Annotated in this window: 17 protein-coding genes; 9 read left to right on the top strand and 8 right to left on the bottom strand. The window is 60.6% G+C overall.

The features are described from left to right. Positions 1–69: 69 nt before the first annotated feature. The 4 genes from QAO71_RS09925 (at position 70) to QAO71_RS09910 (ending at position 3147) form a co-directional block, all read left to right on the top strand. Positions 70–498, top strand: a complete 429-nt coding sequence (locus QAO71_RS09925; RefSeq protein WP_280164288.1) for a universal stress protein — start codon at positions 70–72, stop codon at positions 496–498. 61 nt (positions 499–559) lie between these two features. Then, entirely contained in the window at positions 560–739 is a 180-nt protein-coding gene (locus QAO71_RS09920; protein ID WP_036993462.1) for a CsbD family protein, read from the top strand. A 99-nt stretch (positions 740–838) separates the two neighbouring features. Next, positions 839–1555: a response regulator transcription factor gene (locus QAO71_RS09915; RefSeq protein WP_280164287.1), complete on the top strand. Its 717-nt coding sequence runs from the start codon at positions 839–841 to the stop codon at positions 1553–1555. Continuing rightward, a complete protein-coding gene (locus tag QAO71_RS09910) occupies positions 1552–3147 on the top strand; it encodes an ATP-binding protein (RefSeq protein WP_280164286.1) in 1596 nt (531 codons plus the stop codon). Before QAO71_RS09915 ends, QAO71_RS09910 begins: the two co-directional genes overlap by 4 nt. A 9-nt stretch (positions 3148–3156) precedes the next feature. On the opposite strand, the gene QAO71_RS09905 is transcribed toward QAO71_RS09910, so the two are convergent. From QAO71_RS09905 to QAO71_RS09895, 3 genes are all read right to left on the bottom strand, one after another. Then, complete coding sequence (locus QAO71_RS09905) at positions 3157–3780, bottom strand: QsdR family transcriptional regulator (RefSeq protein WP_136869724.1); 624 nt, start codon at positions 3778–3780, stop codon at positions 3157–3159. A gap of 223 nt (positions 3781–4003) precedes the next feature. Then, positions 4004–4804 carry an alpha/beta hydrolase gene (locus QAO71_RS09900; protein ID WP_235833933.1) on the bottom strand — a complete coding sequence of 267 codons (801 nt, stop codon included), beginning with the start codon at positions 4802–4804 and terminating at the stop codon, positions 4004–4006. A gap of 333 nt (positions 4805–5137) precedes the next feature. Then, on the bottom strand, positions 5138–6061 hold the full coding sequence (locus tag QAO71_RS09895) for a LysR family transcriptional regulator (protein ID WP_036993456.1): 924 nt from the start codon (positions 6059–6061) through the stop codon (positions 5138–5140). A gap of 117 nt (positions 6062–6178) precedes the next feature. Between QAO71_RS09895 and metE the strand changes: the two genes are divergently transcribed. After that, the gene (gene metE / locus QAO71_RS09890) at positions 6179–8482 is read left to right on the top strand and encodes a 5-methyltetrahydropteroyltriglutamate--homocysteine S-methyltransferase (protein WP_280164285.1); all 2304 of its coding nucleotides are present in this window, start codon (positions 6179–6181) and stop codon (positions 8480–8482) included. A 371-nt stretch (positions 8483–8853) separates the two neighbouring features. Then, positions 8854–9933, top strand: coding sequence for a 23S rRNA (cytidine(2498)-2'-O)-methyltransferase RlmM (gene rlmM / locus QAO71_RS09885; RefSeq protein ID WP_074778283.1), 1080 nt, complete (start codon positions 8854–8856; stop codon positions 9931–9933). 50 nt (positions 9934–9983) lie between these two features. On the opposite strand, the gene QAO71_RS09880 is transcribed toward rlmM, so the two are convergent. Further along, on the bottom strand, positions 9984–10268 hold the full coding sequence (locus QAO71_RS09880) for an antibiotic biosynthesis monooxygenase (RefSeq protein ID WP_074778285.1): 285 nt from the start codon (positions 10266–10268) through the stop codon (positions 9984–9986). A 113-nt stretch (positions 10269–10381) separates the two neighbouring features. On the opposite strand from QAO71_RS09880, the gene tusA reads away from it, so the two are divergent. Beyond that, complete coding sequence (gene tusA, locus QAO71_RS09875) at positions 10382–10615, top strand: sulfurtransferase TusA (protein WP_036993451.1); 234 nt, start codon at positions 10382–10384, stop codon at positions 10613–10615. A gap of 131 nt (positions 10616–10746) precedes the next feature. Here the strand turns inward: tusA and QAO71_RS09870 are convergent, their stop codons facing one another. After that, positions 10747–12150, bottom strand: coding sequence for an MATE family efflux transporter (locus tag QAO71_RS09870; protein WP_036993567.1), 1404 nt, complete (start codon positions 12148–12150; stop codon positions 10747–10749). Between the two features lie 80 nt (positions 12151–12230). On the opposite strand from QAO71_RS09870, the gene QAO71_RS09865 reads away from it, so the two are divergent. Then, the gene (locus QAO71_RS09865; protein WP_280164284.1) at positions 12231–12767 is read left to right on the top strand and encodes an elongation factor P hydroxylase; all 537 of its coding nucleotides are present in this window, start codon (positions 12231–12233) and stop codon (positions 12765–12767) included. A gap of 68 nt (positions 12768–12835) precedes the next feature. Then, a complete protein-coding gene (gene pdxB, locus QAO71_RS09860; protein WP_280164283.1) occupies positions 12836–13993 on the top strand; it encodes a 4-phosphoerythronate dehydrogenase PdxB in 1158 nt (385 codons plus the stop codon). A 218-nt stretch (positions 13994–14211) separates the two neighbouring features. Here pdxB and QAO71_RS09855 read toward each other — a convergent pair whose 3' ends face one another. From QAO71_RS09855 to QAO71_RS09845, 3 genes are all read right to left on the bottom strand, one after another. Next, on the bottom strand, positions 14212–14397 hold the full coding sequence (locus QAO71_RS09855) for a PA1571 family protein (protein ID WP_036993447.1): 186 nt from the start codon (positions 14395–14397) through the stop codon (positions 14212–14214). 362 nt (positions 14398–14759) lie between these two features. Next, positions 14760–15653: a protease HtpX gene (htpX, locus tag QAO71_RS09850; protein ID WP_036993446.1), complete on the bottom strand. Its 894-nt coding sequence runs from the start codon at positions 15651–15653 to the stop codon at positions 14760–14762. A gap of 308 nt (positions 15654–15961) precedes the next feature. Beyond that, a complete protein-coding gene (locus QAO71_RS09845) occupies positions 15962–17173 on the bottom strand; it encodes a pyridoxal phosphate-dependent aminotransferase (RefSeq protein ID WP_136869728.1) in 1212 nt (403 codons plus the stop codon). Positions 17174–17269 lie beyond the last annotated feature (96 nt).

Here is a 17269-nt window from a genome sequence, read left to right as displayed (position 1 = left end):
GATCAAATGCGCGACAAGGGTTTACGGACTATGCTCAAGGCAGAGCAGAACACGAGAAAGGAGTAGATTATGCAGAACGTACTGGTTCCATTCGACGGATCCGATTCCGCTAAACGCGCCGTCACTTATCTGGTCGAGGCCGCCCGGGCCTATCCGGATATTCTGGTGCATGTGCTGAATGTGCAGCGGGAAGCCAATCTGTACGGCAACTACGTCCCTGCGTCGATGTTGGAAGACCTCCGTCAGGGAGCGCTGAAACATGCGGCCTCAATCAATGCCGAAGCGGTGCAGATGCTGCAGGCCGCCTCCGTGCGTTATGAAACTCACGAGACGATAGGCGATGTGGTTTCCGAAGTTGTCGCGGCGGTAAAGCGGCATAACTGCGACACTGTAGTCATGGGCACCCGCGGTATGGGCAGCCTGGGCAATCTGGTCTTGGGGTCGGTCGCCACCCGGGTGGTGCATGATGTGAACGTGCCGGTCCTGCTGGTGAAATAACTGAACCCTTGTCGCTTCGCCCAGTCGGATATTATGTACTCAGCTGACAGAGGTTCAAATAATGACCGCAGCAAAAGACAAGATGAAAGGCAAAGTGAACGAAGTCGTGGGCAAGGGCAAGCAGGCCAGTGGCAAGCCGAGCACACGCGCCGAAGGTCGCATGCAGGAGCGCAAGGGTGAAGCCCAGCAGGTGAAAGGGCGCGCCAAGAGCGCATTGAAGGACCAGATCGACAAGACCTGATCCACTCCCCTCAGACAAAGGTCGGCATTTCGCCGGCCTTTTCTATTGCCGATGATACAATCTGCGTCTCCTTCCGGATGTAACCCAAGGGTAGTGGGAATGCACGCAGAGAAAGAACGTATTGTCATTGTCGAAGACGACATCAAGCTGGCAGCGCTGATCGGCGAATTTCTGCAGTCGCAGGGCTTGCAGGTCGAGTTGATCGAAGATGGCGCAGAGGCGGTCGAGCGTATTCTGGCCAACCCCCCGGCATTGGTGGTACTGGATCTGATGTTGCCGGGCGAAGATGGTCTGTCGATCTGCCGTCGGCTGCGAGAGGGCGGTTTCGCCCGCCCGATTCTGATGCTGACCGCGCGCAACGATGATCAGGACCATATCCAGGGTCTGGAGCAGGGCGCGGATGACTTCGTCAGCAAACCCGTGCGGCCCCAGGTGCTGCTCGCGCGTATCCGTGTGCTGCTGCGGCGAACCGAAGCCGGCGCCCCGGCGGCCCCCTCGACGCGGCTCGCCTTCGGTGCCCTGGTTATCGACAACATTCGTCGTGAAGCCTGGCTGAACAATGAGTTGATCGATCTGACCGGCGCCGAATTCGATCTGCTTTGGTTGTTGGCCAGCAACGCCGGGCGCATTCTCAGTCGTGAAGAGACCTTCGTCGCCCTGCGCGGCATAGAGTACGATGGCCAGGACCGCTCCATCGACGTACGCATCTCGCGCATCCGGCCCAAAATCGGTGACGATCCTGATATGCCGCGACTGATCAAGACCGTGCGCAGCAAGGGCTATCTGTTCGTTGCCCCTGAGCCGGATCTGCCGTGAACTCAATCTTCCTGCGCATCTACGGGGGGATGCTGTTGGTGTTGATCACGGTATCGCTGGTCAGTCTGCTGAGCATTCAGCTGATCAACGGGGTGCGGGCCGGAGACTACCGTGAGCGTATCGCCAGCGGCACCTTTCGGATGATGGCGGACAATCTCCAGCCGATGGACACGTCCGAGCGCCAGCGCGTACTGAGTCTGTGGGAACGGCTAATGGGTGTGCCATTGCATATCGAGAACATCGAATCTTTGCGGCTGGACTCATCCAGTCGGACGAAACTGATTCGTGGCCGGGTCCTGGTGGAGCCCGCCGAGCCGGATGAGATACGGGTGCTGGCGCTGGTGGATATGGCCGATGAAGCCGTGTTGATGGCGGATATCCAGCGCATTTCCGAGCAGTTGGGCAGGGCAACGCTTTTTCTCATCGCCGACGAACTGGTACGCCGGCCGGAGGCAGACATGCCGGCCCGGCTGCAGGAGCTGCGCAGGGAGAAGGGCTTCGGTTACCCGTTGCAGCTTACCCGTCGACACGAGTCGGATCTGGATCCGGACCAGATCCGCCGCCTGGATGAAAGCGATACCGTGATGACCCTCGGACCGGACGGCGATTCGGTGATGCTCTATCTGAAAATTCCCGACACTCAGTGGATCCTGCACCTGGGGCCGCTGTACCAGATGCGCCCCTATCCACCAGAGCTGCTGATCATCATGGGGTTACTGGCACTGACCCTGATCGGCCTGCTGATCTATCTGCTGGTACGCCAGCTGGAACAGCGGCTGATGACGCTGGAGTCCACCGCGGTGCGGATCAGTGGCGGCAATCTTGACGCGCGGGTCGATATTCACAGCCAGGATTCGGTGGGGCGATTGGCCCGTGCCTTCAATGAAATGGCCGGCCATGTGCAGCGGTTGATGCGCATTCAGCGAGAAACCATCGGGGCGGTATCCCACGAGCTGCGCACGCCCGTGGCCCGTCTGCGCTTTGGTCTGGAAATGCTCGACGCCGCTGAAACCGCTGTAGACCGCAAGCGCTTCAGCGAAGGGATGGATGGGGACCTCAACGAACTGGACCGGCTGGTGGATGAGATCCTTACCTATGCGCGGCTGGAGCAAGGCGCGCCGGCCATCACCATGAAAGGCACCAATATTCCACGGATGGTCGAGCATGTCATCGCCGAGCTGGCGCCATTGGATGCCAGCATCGAGCTGGAGCATGTAGACAACACCTGGGGGCTGGGCCGGCATGTGGATGCCGAGCCGCGCTACATTCAGCGGGCGATTACCAATCTCACCGGCAACGCCATGCGTCATGCAGTCCGCAAGGTCAGGCTCACTACCCAGGTGCAGCATGGCATGTGTCGGATATCCATCGAGGACGACGGCCCGGGTATTCCCGAGGCCTACCGGGAGAAAGTCTTCACACCGTTCATGCGCATGGACCTGAGTCGCACACGTTCATCGGGGGGCTATGGGCTCGGCTTGTCGATTGTGCGCCGCGTCATGTTCTGGCATGGCGGCAGGGCACGAGCTGAAGCGTCGCAGACCCTTGGTGGAGCCTGCTTCGTCATCGAATGGCCGTTACGGCGCCGCTAGCGGCAGGCCCTACCGGGTATGGCCGTTGGCCAATAGGCGGAACGCCTGGGCGGCGCGTACCGGATCAGGCGTGCGACCGCAGATCAGGTCACAGTAGATGGCCCCTTCACCAATGCGAATGATGTAGTAGGCCAGGCTGTCGGCATCCATTTCCGGGTTAATCCGGCCGGCTTTGATTTCCTCTTCGAACAGCGCCTGCCATTCATCGATCAGCCGCTTCTGCAGACCGGAAAGGTTGGACGTCAACAGCTGCAAGCCCCATTGCGGCTCGGCAGCCAGGAAGTCATGCATCGGCTTGGCATTGATCAGTGCAATATTGACGTCGTTGTAGATCTGACCCAGGTAATCGATGCCTTTTTGCGGATGATCGACTTTGGCTTTCTCAATCGCCTGATCATAGATGCCCTTGTACAGCGACCAGAGAATCTCGCCCATCAGCAGGTCCTTGTTGCCGACCCAGCGCATGAGGGTGGCGCGGCCAACGCCCAGTTCCTCGGCCAGCAGCGACAGGTTCAGCCGGCGGCCTTCGAGCCACCAGCGGCGCGCCATGCGAAAGGCTGTCAATGGCGTAGCACGTTCATCGGACTTGCGTTGGGACAAAGCCAGGGACAGAGGTGTAGCGGGGGTGCTCATAAATATGCCTTGATATTGTACTTGCGATAATAATGGCTGGATGATACCAAGGAAAAAAGTGTCCCGTCCATGGTAAAAACATCGAGGACTGGACAGTCACAGCCAAAATTAACCTGCGAGACAAATAGGCGACTAGCGAAGCAGCGGAACGGTTTGTGGCCAGCGGACATAAAAAAGGCCAGTCGCCCGCAAGCGACTGGCCTGATGCACCGCTCAAGTCAGATCAGTTGATGCCCTTGCGCTGCACATCCCAGCGAGTATCGCGGCACAGCCCGCAGTTGCTGCCATAGAAAGTACCTTCGGCGCTCTCGTCATCCATCAGGTGGTAACGCATCCAGGCGGTGGACGGGCCGCGATAATCGCCGCCATTGCCAACCGGCTCGAAATGGCTCGCCGAGCGTCGCTCACCCCAGAACACCGGCACGTTGGCCCGGTTGAATACCGGCCGCGCGTTGAGTGTCGGCGAAGCGATGGTATCGCCACCACCGGTCATCAGGAACATCGGGCCGTTCTGATTGCTCTGGGAAGAGCTGCGATGGCCGAGGCCGATGGTGTATGGCTGGAAGGGGGCGGTCACTGTCACGCGGCTATCCTGGCCTGCCATGATGCTGCCGCCACCCCCCTGGGAATGGCCGGCAGTGGCGACGCGATTGACATTCAGCTTGCCGGCGAAGGTGCCGGTGCTGCGGCCATTCTGTTCCACCAGATAATTCAGGCAGGCGATCATCTGTTCGCCGGACCCGGCATTGGAAGTACGTGCCGCGGCGACCACAAAGCCATGACTGGCCCAATGTTGCAGCAGCGAGCCGTAGGTACTGGGCGAGCTGCCGGTACCGTTACCCCACAGGATGATTGGATGCTGCAGATCATTCTCGCCCAGCGTACGCGGGCGGTAGACGGCGCAGGTGGTATTGACGTTGCTGTTGGTAACCGAAAAAGGACCGCTGGCCGCGAAGTCGGACACGCCGGGGAAGCCGGAGCCCGTACCTGGATCTGGGTCGGGATTGCCAGGGTTGATCGCCATGGCGCCGGCAGAGAGCAACATGCCCATAGCCAGACCGGTTAACTTGAATGCAGGTGCTTTCATGATGGGAGTCTCTTGTTGGTTTCTTATAGGGATAGCTGGACAGATATTGCTATCAGTCCGAGACAAACCCTAGACTCCGTTCATGAGGGCGACACTCGCCTATACGGGTGAAAAGTGATACAAGTTGACGTTGTTCTCGTTTTGGCAGTCAAGTCTCACAAGGATATCAAAACGCCATGGCGAGACGGTCTTGAATACGATTGTGGCATTGAGTGAGGTCTCGGGTTGTCGCACATCAGCGCGACGACAGCGGAGTTAGAGCCGGGCGGCTTACCCCACCGTCTTGGCTGTCACCCCCTCCAGCGTCGCAAAGGAAATGTCCTTCGCTGTCAGCAGGAAATCCTGCAGGTACGACATATCCAGCATGTCTTCGCGTACCGCCGCATACAGCGTACCGAACAGCCCATCGCGGCCCAGCGGGCGAGCGCTGACGTAGCCGCGTTGCAGATACTCGGTAATCGCCCAGCTCGGCAGGCAGCACACGCCACGGCCCGAGGCGACCAACTGCATCATCATGATTGTCAGTTCCGCATTGCGCACATCCGCCGGTTCGACGCCGGCAGGTTCCAGAAACTGGGTGAAGATATCCAGCCGGTTACGTTCCACCGGGTAGCAGATCAGCGTCTCGCCAGCCAGGTCCTGGGGTTCTATGTGATTGCGCTCGGTCAGCCGGTGTTGATTGCCGATGGCCAACATCGCCTCATAGGTGAACAGCGGCACATAACTGAGCCCCGGGATATCCTGCGGATCGGACGTCACCACCAGGTCCAGCTCCCCGCGGGCCAGTGCTGGCAGCGGCGCGAAGAAGAATCCGGAGGCGAAATCCACTTCCACCTCCGGCCAGGCATTGCGGAACTGATCAATGGTCGGCATCAGCCATTGGAAGCAGCTGTGGCACTCGATTGCCATGTGCAACCGGCCCGCCTGGCCGCCGGACAACCGCTGCAGGTCCCGTTCCGCCTGCCGTACCTGAGGCAATACATTGTCGCCCAGACGCAGCAGGCGCAGGCCGGCAGTCGTGAAGCGGATTGGCTTGGTCTTGCGCACGAAGAGGCTGGTACCCAGGCGCTGCTCCAGATCCTTCAGTTGATGGGACAGCGCCGACTGCGTCAGGTGCAGCCGTTCCGAAGCTTCGACCAGACTGCCCGCTTCGCGGAGTGTCAGCAGCGTACGCAAATGGCGCAGTTCGAGCATGAGTCTATGCCTCATCATGAGTGAAATCGAAGTTTAACATTAACATGATGAGTTTGATTCATTATTTGTCAGCAGGGACCATAGGCGCCATTCAACGAAACAGACTTGGAGATGGAAATGGCGTTGGCCCACAACCTTGGATACCCCCGCATCGGTCGCGACCGGGAACTGAAAAAGGCGCTTGAAGCCTACTGGGCAGGAGAGTTGTCCGCCGAAGCATTGCAACAGACCGGCCGCACCCTGCGTGCCGAGCACTGGCAACAGCAGGCTGCTGCTGGTATTGATCTATTGCCGGTCGGTGATTTCGCCTGGTACGACCAGGTGCTTACCCATAGCCTGATGGTCGGCGCGATTCCGCAGCGTTTCGCCACAGCTGGCGAGCCGGATCTCGATACGCTGTTCCACATGGCGCGGGGCGTCAGCAAGGGCGGTGAGGACACCTTCGCCTGCGAGATGACCAAGTGGTTCGATACCAACTACCACTACCTGGTCCCCGAGTTCACCCGTGATCAGACTTTCGATCTGCAGTGGCCGCAGCTGTTCGACGAAGTCGACGAGGCCCTGGCACTGGGCCACCGGGTCAAGCCAGTGGTGCTGGGGCCGCTTACCTATCTATGGCTGGGCAAGACCAAAGGTGAGGCGTTTGATCGCCTGGAGCTGCTCGACCGCCTGCTACCGGTATATCAGCAGATTCTCGCGCGTCTGGCAGAGCAGGGCGTCGAATGGGTGCAGATCGACGAGCCGGTCCTGGCACTGGATCTGCCCAGCGAGTGGAGGACCGCGTTCGAGTACGCCTGGAGTCATCTGCAGAGCGCGCCGGTAAAGAAACTGCTGGCCACCTATTTTGGCACGCTGGACGACAACCTGGCATTGGCCTGCCGCCTGCCGATCCAGGGGCTGCACGTGGATCTTGTGCGCGGCCAGGAACAGCTACTGCCGGTACTGGACCAACTGCCAGCGCATAAGGTGCTGTCGCTCGGGCTGGTCAACGGGCGCAACGTCTGGCGTTGTGATCTGGAGCAGGCGCTCGCGATTGCCCGGCAGGCGGTCGAGCGCCGAGGGCAGGATGTCTGGATCGCGCCCAGCTGCTCCTTGCTGCATAGCCCGGTCGATCTGAGTCGTGAAGACCGGATCGATGGCGAGCTACGCAGTTGGCTGGCATTTGCCGCGCAGAAGGTCGAAGAGGTCGGCCTGCTGGCCCAGGCTCTCGACAATCCCGAGGGGGCGACTGTTATCGCCGCATTGGCAGCCTCAGCCCAGGCAAAAGCCGCCCGAGCCGCCTCGCCGCGTATTCATGATGCCCGGGTGACCGAGCGCCTGGCTGCGATCGAGCCGCAGCACAGCCAGCGTCCGTCGGCCTTTGCCACGCGCGCCATCGCACAACAGTCCCGATTCCAGCTGCCGGCGCTGCCGACCACCACCATTGGCTCCTTTCCGCAGACAGCGGAAATCCGTGCCAGCCGCAAAGCCTTCAAGCAGGGGCAGCTCAGTGAAGCGGACTACATCGCCGCCATGCAGCAGGAAATTGCCGGGGTCATTCGGGTTCAGGAAGAGCTCGGGCTGGATGTATTGGTGCATGGAGAGGCCGAGCGCAATGACATGGTGGAGTATTTTGGCGAGCAACTGAATGGCTACGCCTTCACCCGGTTTGGCTGGGTGCAGAGCTATGGTTCGCGCTGCGTGAAGCCGCCGTTGATCATTGGTGATATCAGCCGGCCGCAGCCGATGACGGTGGCCTGGGCCCAGTATGCCCAGAGCCTGACCGAGCGGCCGGTCAAAGGCATGCTGACGGGCCCGGTGACCATGCTGATGTGGTCATTCCCACGGGAGGATGTATCGCGGGAAACCAGTGCCCGGCAATTGGCGTTGGCCGTGCGTGACGAGGTGAACGATCTGGAGGCGGCCGGTATCGGCATCATCCAGATTGACGAGCCGGCATTCCGTGAAGGCTTGCCACTGCGCACGGCGGCGCAACCTGGCTATCTGCGCTGGGCTGCCGAGGCATTCCGCCTGAGCGCCTCGGGTGTGGCGGATACCACGCAGATCCATACGCACATGTGCTACAGCGAGTTCAACGGGATTCTGGATTCCATCGCCGCAATGGACGCGGATGTCATCACCATAGAAACCTCCCGTTCGGACATGGAGTTGCTCGACGCCTTCGTCGACTACGCCTATCCCAACGCCATCGGCCCCGGGGTCTACGACATCCACTCGCCACGGGTGCCGCAGGTGGATGAGATGCTGCGTCTGCTACGCAAGGCCGCCCGGGTAATCCCCGTCGAGCGCCTCTGGGTCAATCCCGACTGCGGTCTGAAGACCCGGGGCTGGCCGGAAACCCGCGCCGCGCTGGAAGCAATGGCGGACGCTGCGCGGCAATTGCGCAAGGACCTGCAAGCGGCAGCCAAAGCCACTGCGTGACTTAGAGTGGTGAATGAGGCCGCTTCAAGCAGCCACTCATTCAACCGATATAAAATGCCCAATTCGCACTCGGGCGAGGTCTTCGGGGTGTGGCGCTGCGCTACGCCTTCCCGCTCGCCGTCAACCCAAAACCATGTCGTCGCGCCCGAATGCGGACCGAGGCGCGACAACCCGAAATACACCCAGCAGTGCAATCCATATGTTGGCACGGCCCGCTTTCCGGGGTGTAGCGCACATGCGCTACGCCGACGAACTCTCCATCACGCCGAAGCTTCGTCGTCATGCCCGAACGCGCCCTCCATCCAATGCCGCTGGCACCACACCCCCCAGCGGCGTTACAGTAGCGCCCGTTCTCACCTTTGGGGTTTGTCATGCAGGAATTGTTGTTGCACTGTCGTCCGGGTTTTGAAAGCGAAGTCGCCGCCGAAATGCAGGAGCTATCGGCGCAGAAGGGCATCGCTGGCTATCCCATCACCCGCGACGGCGCAGCCGTGGTGCGTTTTGTCTGCCCCGAAGACGGTGATGCCGGTCGGTTGATGCGCAAGCTCGATTTCCGCCAACTGATCTTTGTTCGCCAATGGGCGGTAGGCACCTGGCTCGACGTTCCGGCTGACGACCGCATCTCGCCGATCATCAGCGCCTGCGCCAAAGGCCCTATCGCATCCAGCATGTGGCTGGAAACCGCCGACACCAACGACGGCAAGGCGCTCGCCGCATTGACCAAAAAACTCGGTCGCCCCCTGGAAACAGCACTGACCAAGACCCGTTTCGTGCGCCCGGCAAAAACCGATGCGCCGCGACTGCACGTATTCTTTGAGAGCGGCGAGCGGCTCTTCGTCGGCTGGTCCTGGGCCGGCAATGCCGCACCCTGGCCGATGGGCATCCCACGGCTCAAGGTGCCGCGCGACGCACCCAGTCGCTCGACGCTGAAGCTTGAAGAAGCCTGGCACCACTTCATCCCTCGGGATGAATGGGATAAGCGCCTGGCGCCAGGCATGACCGCCGTCGACCTGGGCGCCGCACCTGGCGGCTGGACCTGGCAGCTGGTCAATCGCCATATGAAGGTCACTGCCGTGGATAACGGCCCCATGGCAAAAAGCCTAATGGACAGCGGCCAGGTCGAACATGTGGAAGCCGACGGTTACATGTTCAAGCCGAAAAAGCCGGTGCAATGGCTGGTCTGCGACATCGTCGACAAACCCGCCCGCAGCAGCGCAATGCTTTCCCGCTGGCTGACCCGTGGCTGGTGCCGTGAAGCTATCGTCAACTTCAAGCTGCCGATGAAGCAACGCTACCGGGAAGTCATGCAATGCCTGGAGCACGTGCAGGATGCGCTGGACGAAGCCAACATCCGCGCCCATATCGCCTGCAAGCAGCTGTATACCGACCGGGAAGAAGTGACCTGCCACGTGCGGATACTGCATGCGGCGAGCTACAAGGTGGAGCAGTAAGCTACTGGTTTTTCGGGGTGTTACACCCCGAAAAACTCTCCCGCCGCAAACTATAGCGGCTCCAGCAAAGTGATCTTTTCCTCCTCCACCAATATCGGGGCGAAGGCCGTCAGGCATTCCCGGCGCTCCGGTGATTGCTCCCAGCGTTCCCACGAACGGATATTTTGCCAGGTCACTATCACGAAGCGGTGATTGGGATGTTGCAGGTCGGTGAACGATTCCCCGAACAGGTATCCCGGCGACTGAATGGCCTGCTGCAGGATGCCGCGGGCCGCAGCTTCGTAAGGCTCTTCGAGCCCTTCGGCAATGATGCGTTCGATCAACACCTTGATCATGGTCACTCCTTCTTGATGATGGATACCGTCAGTGTTGACCGGGACGTCGCGACTGGCAAGTGGCCGGTGTTTTGCGGATAATCCAGCATTACGTTTCAGAGCTGTGTATTGCCATGTCAACCGAACCTACCCAACTCGACACCCGCGGGCTCATGTGCCCGGAGCCGGTCATGCTGCTGCACAATGCGGTGCGTGATATAGCTGCCGGTGAATGCCTGGAAGTCCTCGCCACGGACCCCTCGACACAACGGGATATTCCGCGATTCTGCAGTTTTCTGGGGCATGAGCTGATGGAGCAGGGAGAGCGGGGCGGGGAGTTCTGGTATCTGATCCGCAAGGGCGCGTAACCAGGGTTCACGTGTAGGAGCGGGCTTGCCCGCGAAGGGCCTGGCAGAAGAGCTTCGCGGCCAAGGCCGCTCCTGCAAAAAAGATTCGCGCAATGACTCTGGAGAAGGTGGAGGTTGCTCGACCTCCAGCCTCACTCCACCAAATGACTCCGATCCTGCGGAAACCGCCGCTTGCGTCGCCCGCCAATAACCGCCAGCCGCAGCGATAGAAATAGCGCCGCTGCACTCAGCCCGATGATCAACCCCTGCCAGAATCCTGCCGGCCCCCGTGCCGGGCCGTAGAGATCGGTCAGGCCAAGGATATAACCGCTGGGCAGGCCGATCAGCCAGTAGGCGACCAGCGTCAACAACATGGGAATACGGGTGTCCTGATAACCGCGCAGCGCCCCGGCGCAGGCGACCTGCACCGAATCGGAAAACTGATACAGCGCCGCATAGAACAGCAGAGCGGTAGACAGCGCCAGCACCTCGGGGTCGTTGGTATACAGGCGAGGCAGCAGGTCATCCAGCAGGTAGAAGCTTGACGCTGCCAGGAAGGCAAACAGCAGCGCCACGGCGATCCCCACCTTGGCCGCGAACAGACCCGCCCGGGCGCCATCCATGCCCAGGCTGTGGCCCACCCGTACGGTGATGGCCAACCCCAGGCTGAAGGGCACCATGAACACGATCGAGCTGAGATTGAGCGCCACCTGGTGACTGGCCACAACTACCGCGCCCAGGCTGCCGATCAGCAGGGCGATCAGGGCAAACATGCTGGTTTCGGAAAACAGCGATATGCCGATTGGCAGACCCAGCCCCAGCAGATGTCGCTGAACCGTCCAGCGTGGCCACTCGAAGCGCTCGAACAGCCGGCAGGCGTCATAGATTTTCGACCGTTTCAGATAGATCAACATACAGCCGAGCATGAACCACATCACCAACGTGGTGGCGACGCCACAACCGACGCCGCCCATGGCGGGAAAGCCCAGCTTGCCGTAAACCAGCACATAGTTGGCTGGCACGTTGAGCGCTAGCCCGAGAAAGCCGATCACCATGGTCGGCTTGGTGCGTGACAGGCCGTCGCTCAAGCCGCGCAGCGCCTGGTACATGCCTATCGCAGGAAAGCCCAGGGCCACTGCCCTGATGTAATCCACTGATTTGGGAATCAACTCTTCCTGTACACCGGCCCAGTACAGCAACGACTCAACCGAAAACAGCGCCGCAGCGCAAAGCACACCGAGACACAGCCCAAGCCAGACCGCCTGACGCACCAGCGGGCCGGTTTCCTCGGGGCGGCCGGCCCCATTGCTGGCAGCCACCTTCGAGGTGATGATCATCAGCACACCGGTCAGAAACAGCAACGTCGGCACCCAGAAGGAATTCCCCAGGGCGACGGCCGCCAGGTCGACCGCGCTCACCCGGCCGGCCATGGCCGTATCGACGAAGCCCAGCAGGGTGTGCGACATCTGCGCCGCGATGATAGGCAGCGCGAGCCAGATCAGCGCACGCAATTCTGTTACACTGCGGCGCCCGCGGGAAGGGAGGTTTTGGGTCATCTGATCATCAGCCTGATGCAGCGGCATCGGAGAAAAAAGCAGACCATCCTATCAATTTGCCGAATATTGTCCATCATTCAATGAATTACGATTGTCAGGATCTGATCCGCCTATTCGCAGACTGTTTCGCCGTTGATTTCAATACTCGGCTGGTTGGTGGCGCATCCGAACCGGTGTACCTGCCGGCCGATGCCGACGAGCCCACGCACCGGATCATCTTCACCCGGGATTATTACCGCAGCGCCCTGCACGAAATCGCCCACTGGTGCGTCGCAGGTGCGGCTCGTCGTCAGCAGGTGGACTTCGGCTATTGGTACGCCCCCGATGGCCGCAGCGCGGATCAGCAGAGCGCCTTCGAGCAGGTTGAAGTCAAGCCTCAGGCACTGGAGTGGTTGTTCTGTGCGGCGGCCGGGCATGGGTTCCGGGTCAGTCTGGACAACCTCAGCGGCGACGCAACCGATCCGGCACCCTTCAAGAGGCGCGTGGTCGAGCAGGTCCACTCTTACCTGAACGATGGTATTCCTGAGCGCCCAGCACGGTTCATCGATGCGCTGCTGATGCATTACCGCCCCCAGGCGACGCTGCAACTCAGCGATTTCAATCTCGACTGCCTGTAAGCGGCCCCGCTGGACAGGGCCCGTAACCACTCCGACAATGAAGTCATTGCTCATCACGGACCCGCATCATGCACATAGTCGCTGACGAAAATATTCCCCTGCTCGATGAATTCCTCGCTGGCTTCGGCCGCCTGGCCCGCCTGCCGGGGCGCCTGATCGATCACACCTCGGTGAAGGACGCCGATGTATTGCTGGTGCGCTCGGTGACCAAGGTCAACGCCGCCATGCTGGCTGGCACCCCGGTGCGCTTTGTCGGCACCTGTACCATCGGTACCGACCATCTCGACCTGCCGGGCCTGGCTGCAGCCAGTGTCGAGGTTGCCAGCGCCCCGGGCTGCAATGCACGGGGCGTCGTCGAGTATGTGCTGAGCTGTCTGCTGACACTATCCGAGCGCAGTGCCAGTGCCTGGCAGGACAAGACGGTGGGGATTGTCGGCGTGGGTGAGGTGGGCTCGCGTCTGGCCTGCACACTGCAGGCGCTCGGCATCAAGACCTTGCTCTGCGATCCGCCACGGGCCGAGCAGGACGCTGACGGCATGATTACGCTGGATGAGTTGATCAGCCGCTGCGATGTCATCAGCTGTCACGTTCCCCTGACCAGCGATGGCCCCCACGCTACCCACCACCTGCTCAACGAGCAACGTCTGGCGGCCCTGCGCCCTGGCGCCTGGTTGATCAACAGTAGCCGCGGGCCGGTGATCGACAATATCGCCCTGAACACAGTACTGGAGCAGCGCCCGGATCTATTGGTCGCGTTGGATGTGTGGGAAACCGAACCCCTGGTCGACCCGCAACTGGCTGCCCGCTGCGCCCTGGCGACGCCGCACATCGCCGGCTACAGCCTCGATGGCAAGCTGCGCGGCACTGCGCAGATCTACCAGGCGTTGTGCCGCTTTCTTGATATCCCTGCGACGCTGGCGCTGGAGCAACTGGCGCCGCGTACCGGCGCGGGAACCTGGATCATGGAACCGGGCACCCCGGCTGACTGGCTGCTGAGCAAAGCCCTGCGGCAGGTATACGACGTACGGGACGATGACGCCCGCCTGCGCGCCATGGTCGCGGCTGCCGAATCAGAACAGGCCAGTCGGGAAGGGTTCGATCGATTGCGCAAGGACTACCCCTTGCGCCGGGAATGCAACCTGCTGCGGATCAGCACCGCCACGTCCGAACCTCAAGTAGCCCGGCGCCTGCTGGCCGCGGGGTTTGTGTCGGATGATGAGAGCTGAAGAGTCTGCCGGATTGGCCTCTTCCCGGAATCATGTCGTTGGATGAGCTGCCAGATTCCTGGGAACGTCGAGCACCAGCTCGATGAGCGGAGTCAACAGACAGCCATGGAAGGTGACCACGGAACACCGCAATCAACCTTCCATGGCGCGATGTCTGTTTTGGTGGGGGATGTTGCTGCGTCGCTGCTGGTCGAGCTGGTGCTCGACCGTCCCAGGTGTTAGCGATTGGCCGCGCGCGGCGCAACCCACTGCTGGTCAAGCTCTTCACAGGCCTGCTGGATCATGCGTTCGGTAATGGCAATCTCCCGGCCATGTTCATCCACCAGAAAGCCCCGTGCCTGCAGAGACGGGCGGGGCAGAAATTCGGTGAGAGAACGCTGTTTCTGCTGTACCTGTAGACTCATGATCTTCTCCAAACCAGTTCTAATCGGGTAATGCCGGCAACTCTGCGATGCCTGACATAACGAAGGATAGACCAAGGTTGTGACCACGGGATGACAGAATATTTCCTGGGGGAAGGAGCAAAAGTGGGGTGAGAAGCTTGCGAAAGGGGGATAGTTGGGAGCCCGCCGGTGTAGCGCAGTTGCGCTACCCCCGAAAAGCAACCTTTGCACATGGTGCGTCGAGCGCTGGTTTCGGGTTGTCGAGCCCCGGTCTGCGCTCGGGCTCGACGACAAGGGTTCGGGAGACTGTAAGCCTTCGGTGTAGCGCCCGATTGCGGGCCTGGGCGCTACACTCGACAAGCGAGCCTGATACTTATCTGCGGTTAGCGATAATTCCCGGCGCGCAGCGCGGCGATACGCTGTTCCAGCGGCGGGTGGGTCATCAGCAGGCCGGCGAGGCCATTCTTGAGGTTGCCGTTGATACCGAAGGCGGTCATTTCGCCGGGCATCTCCACCGGAATACCCTGTTCGGCCCGCAGGCGCTCCAGGGCGGCGATCATGTTGCCGCTACCGGTCAGCTGCGCTGCGGCTGCATCCGCACGGAATTCACGCTGGCGCGAGAACCACATCACGATGATGCTGGCCAGAATACCCAGCACCAGCTCAGCCACGATGGTCGAGATGAAATAACCGATCCCCGGACCTGAACCCTCGTTGCGGAACACTGCCCGGTCAACGAAGTTGCCGATGATGCGCGCAAAGAACATCACGAAGGTGTTTACCACGCCCTGGATCAGGGTCAGGGTCACCATGTCGCCGTTGGCCACGTGACCGATCTCGTGTGCCATGACCGCACGAATCTCGTTGGGGCTGAAGCGCTGCAGCATTCCCTCGGATACCGCAACCAGCGAAGCGTTCTTGTTCCAACCGGTAGCAAAGGCGTTGGACGCCCGCGACGGGAAGATACCCACCTCCGGCATGCCGATATTGGCGTCGCGCGCCAGTTCAGCAACGGTATCCACCAGCCACTGCTCCTGGCGGGTCTGCGGTTGGGTGATGACCCGGGTGCCGGTACCGCGCTTGGCCATCCATTTGGACAGGAACAGGGAGATAAAGGAACCGGCAAAACCGAATACCGCACAGAAGATCAACAGCGATGTCAGGTTCATCCCGCCCTGACCGTCATGCACGCTACCGACACCCAGCAAGCTCAAGGTGACGCTGGCAACCATCAGAATGGCAAGGTTGGTTGCCAGGAAAAGCACAATACGCATCATTTAAGTGAAACTCCTAAGGCTAATAGCTAGGCGTATATTTGGGGTTGGCCGGTTGGGATTCAATCGGCAGTCTGTATCAAAGCGTGTCGGGGTAGGGTGTTGAGCGCGAGCGAGTGGGTCGGCTGATAGAAAAGCTTCGCATCAAGGCCGCTACCACAAGAAACGAGTCCGAGCTCTTGGGCAGCGCTTCATGGCGAGCAAGCCGGCACTGTCCTGTAGGAGCGGGCTTGCCCGCGAATGGACCTGGCAGAAGAGCTTCGGGCCAAGAGCCGCTCCTACGGAAAAGCGGCTCCCACAACCTGACCCCGTTACTGCCGATACCCGTGCAGGAAGTTGGCGATCCGGCCAATCGCCATTTCCAGATCATCCTTGCGGGGCAGGGAGACGATGCGGAAGTGGTCCGGCCAGGGCCAGTTGAAGGCGGTGCCCTGAACCACAAGAATCTTCTCCTGCAGCAGTAGATCCAGCACCATCTTCTCGTCGTTGTGGATCGGATATACCTTCGGATCCAGCTTCGGGAACAGATAGAGCGCGCCCTTGGGCTTGGTGCAGCTCACTCCGGGGATATCATTGAGCAGTTCCCAGGCGGTATCACGCTGCTCTAGCAGGCGGCCACCAGGCAGGATCAGGTCATTGATGCTCTGATAGCCCCCCAACGCCGTCTGAATGGCGTGCTGCGATGGGACGTTGGCACACAGGCGCATGGACGACAGAATCTCCAGGCCTTCGATGTAGCTTGCAGCCTTCTGCTTCGGTCCGCTGATGATCATCCAGCCGGAACGGAAACCCGCCACCCGGTAGGACTTGGACAGACCATTGAACGTCAGGCACAGCAGATCCGGAGCGATAGCGGCGAAGGAATCGTGCTCGGCATCGTCGTACAGGATCTTGTCGTAGATCTCGTCCGCAAGAACCAGCAGCTTGTGTTCGCGGGCCACCTCGGCCAGTTGCTCCAGCACTTCGCGCGGGTATACCGAACCGGTAGGGTTGTTCGGGTTGATCAGCACCATCGCCTTGGTGTTGGGGGTGATCTTGCTGCGGATATCCTCGATATCCGGGTACCACTCCGATTGCTCATCGCACAGATAATGCACCGGCTTGCCACCCGACAGGCTGACAGCCGCGGTCCACAGCGGATAATCCGGGGCGGGAATCAGCACCTCATCGCCATTGTTCAGCAGCGCCTGCATGGCCATCACGATCAGCTCGGACACACCGTTGCCCAGGTAGATATCTTCGATACCGACACCCTGAATGTTCTTCGTCTGGCAGTAATGCATCACCGCCTTACGCGCCGAGAACAGCCCCTTCGAGTCGCTGTAGCCCTGTGCCGTGGGCAGGTTGAGAATCACGTCCTGGAGGATTTCCTCGGGCGCTTCGAAACCGAAGGGCGCCGGGTTGCCGATGTTCAGCTTGAGAATCCGGTGACCTTCCTCTTCGAGGCGTTTGGCATGGCGCAGGACGGGCCCGCGAATGTCGTAGCAGACATTGGCCAATTTGTTGGACTTGCTAACCTGCATGATACTTACCTGTAAATCATCGGGTGGTGAGGGGCTTTGATCGCAAAAGCAAAGCGAGCATCATACGACTGCGGTTCCGGCGAAGAAAGCCCGAAC

The sequence above is a fragment of the Halopseudomonas sp. SMJS2 genome, from assembly GCF_029866945.1.
GTDB lineage: Bacteria > Pseudomonadota > Gammaproteobacteria > Pseudomonadales > Pseudomonadaceae > Halopseudomonas > Halopseudomonas bauzanensis.
The sequence above is the reverse complement of the archived record's forward strand: the minus strand, read 5'-3'. Positions and strand labels throughout refer to the sequence as shown.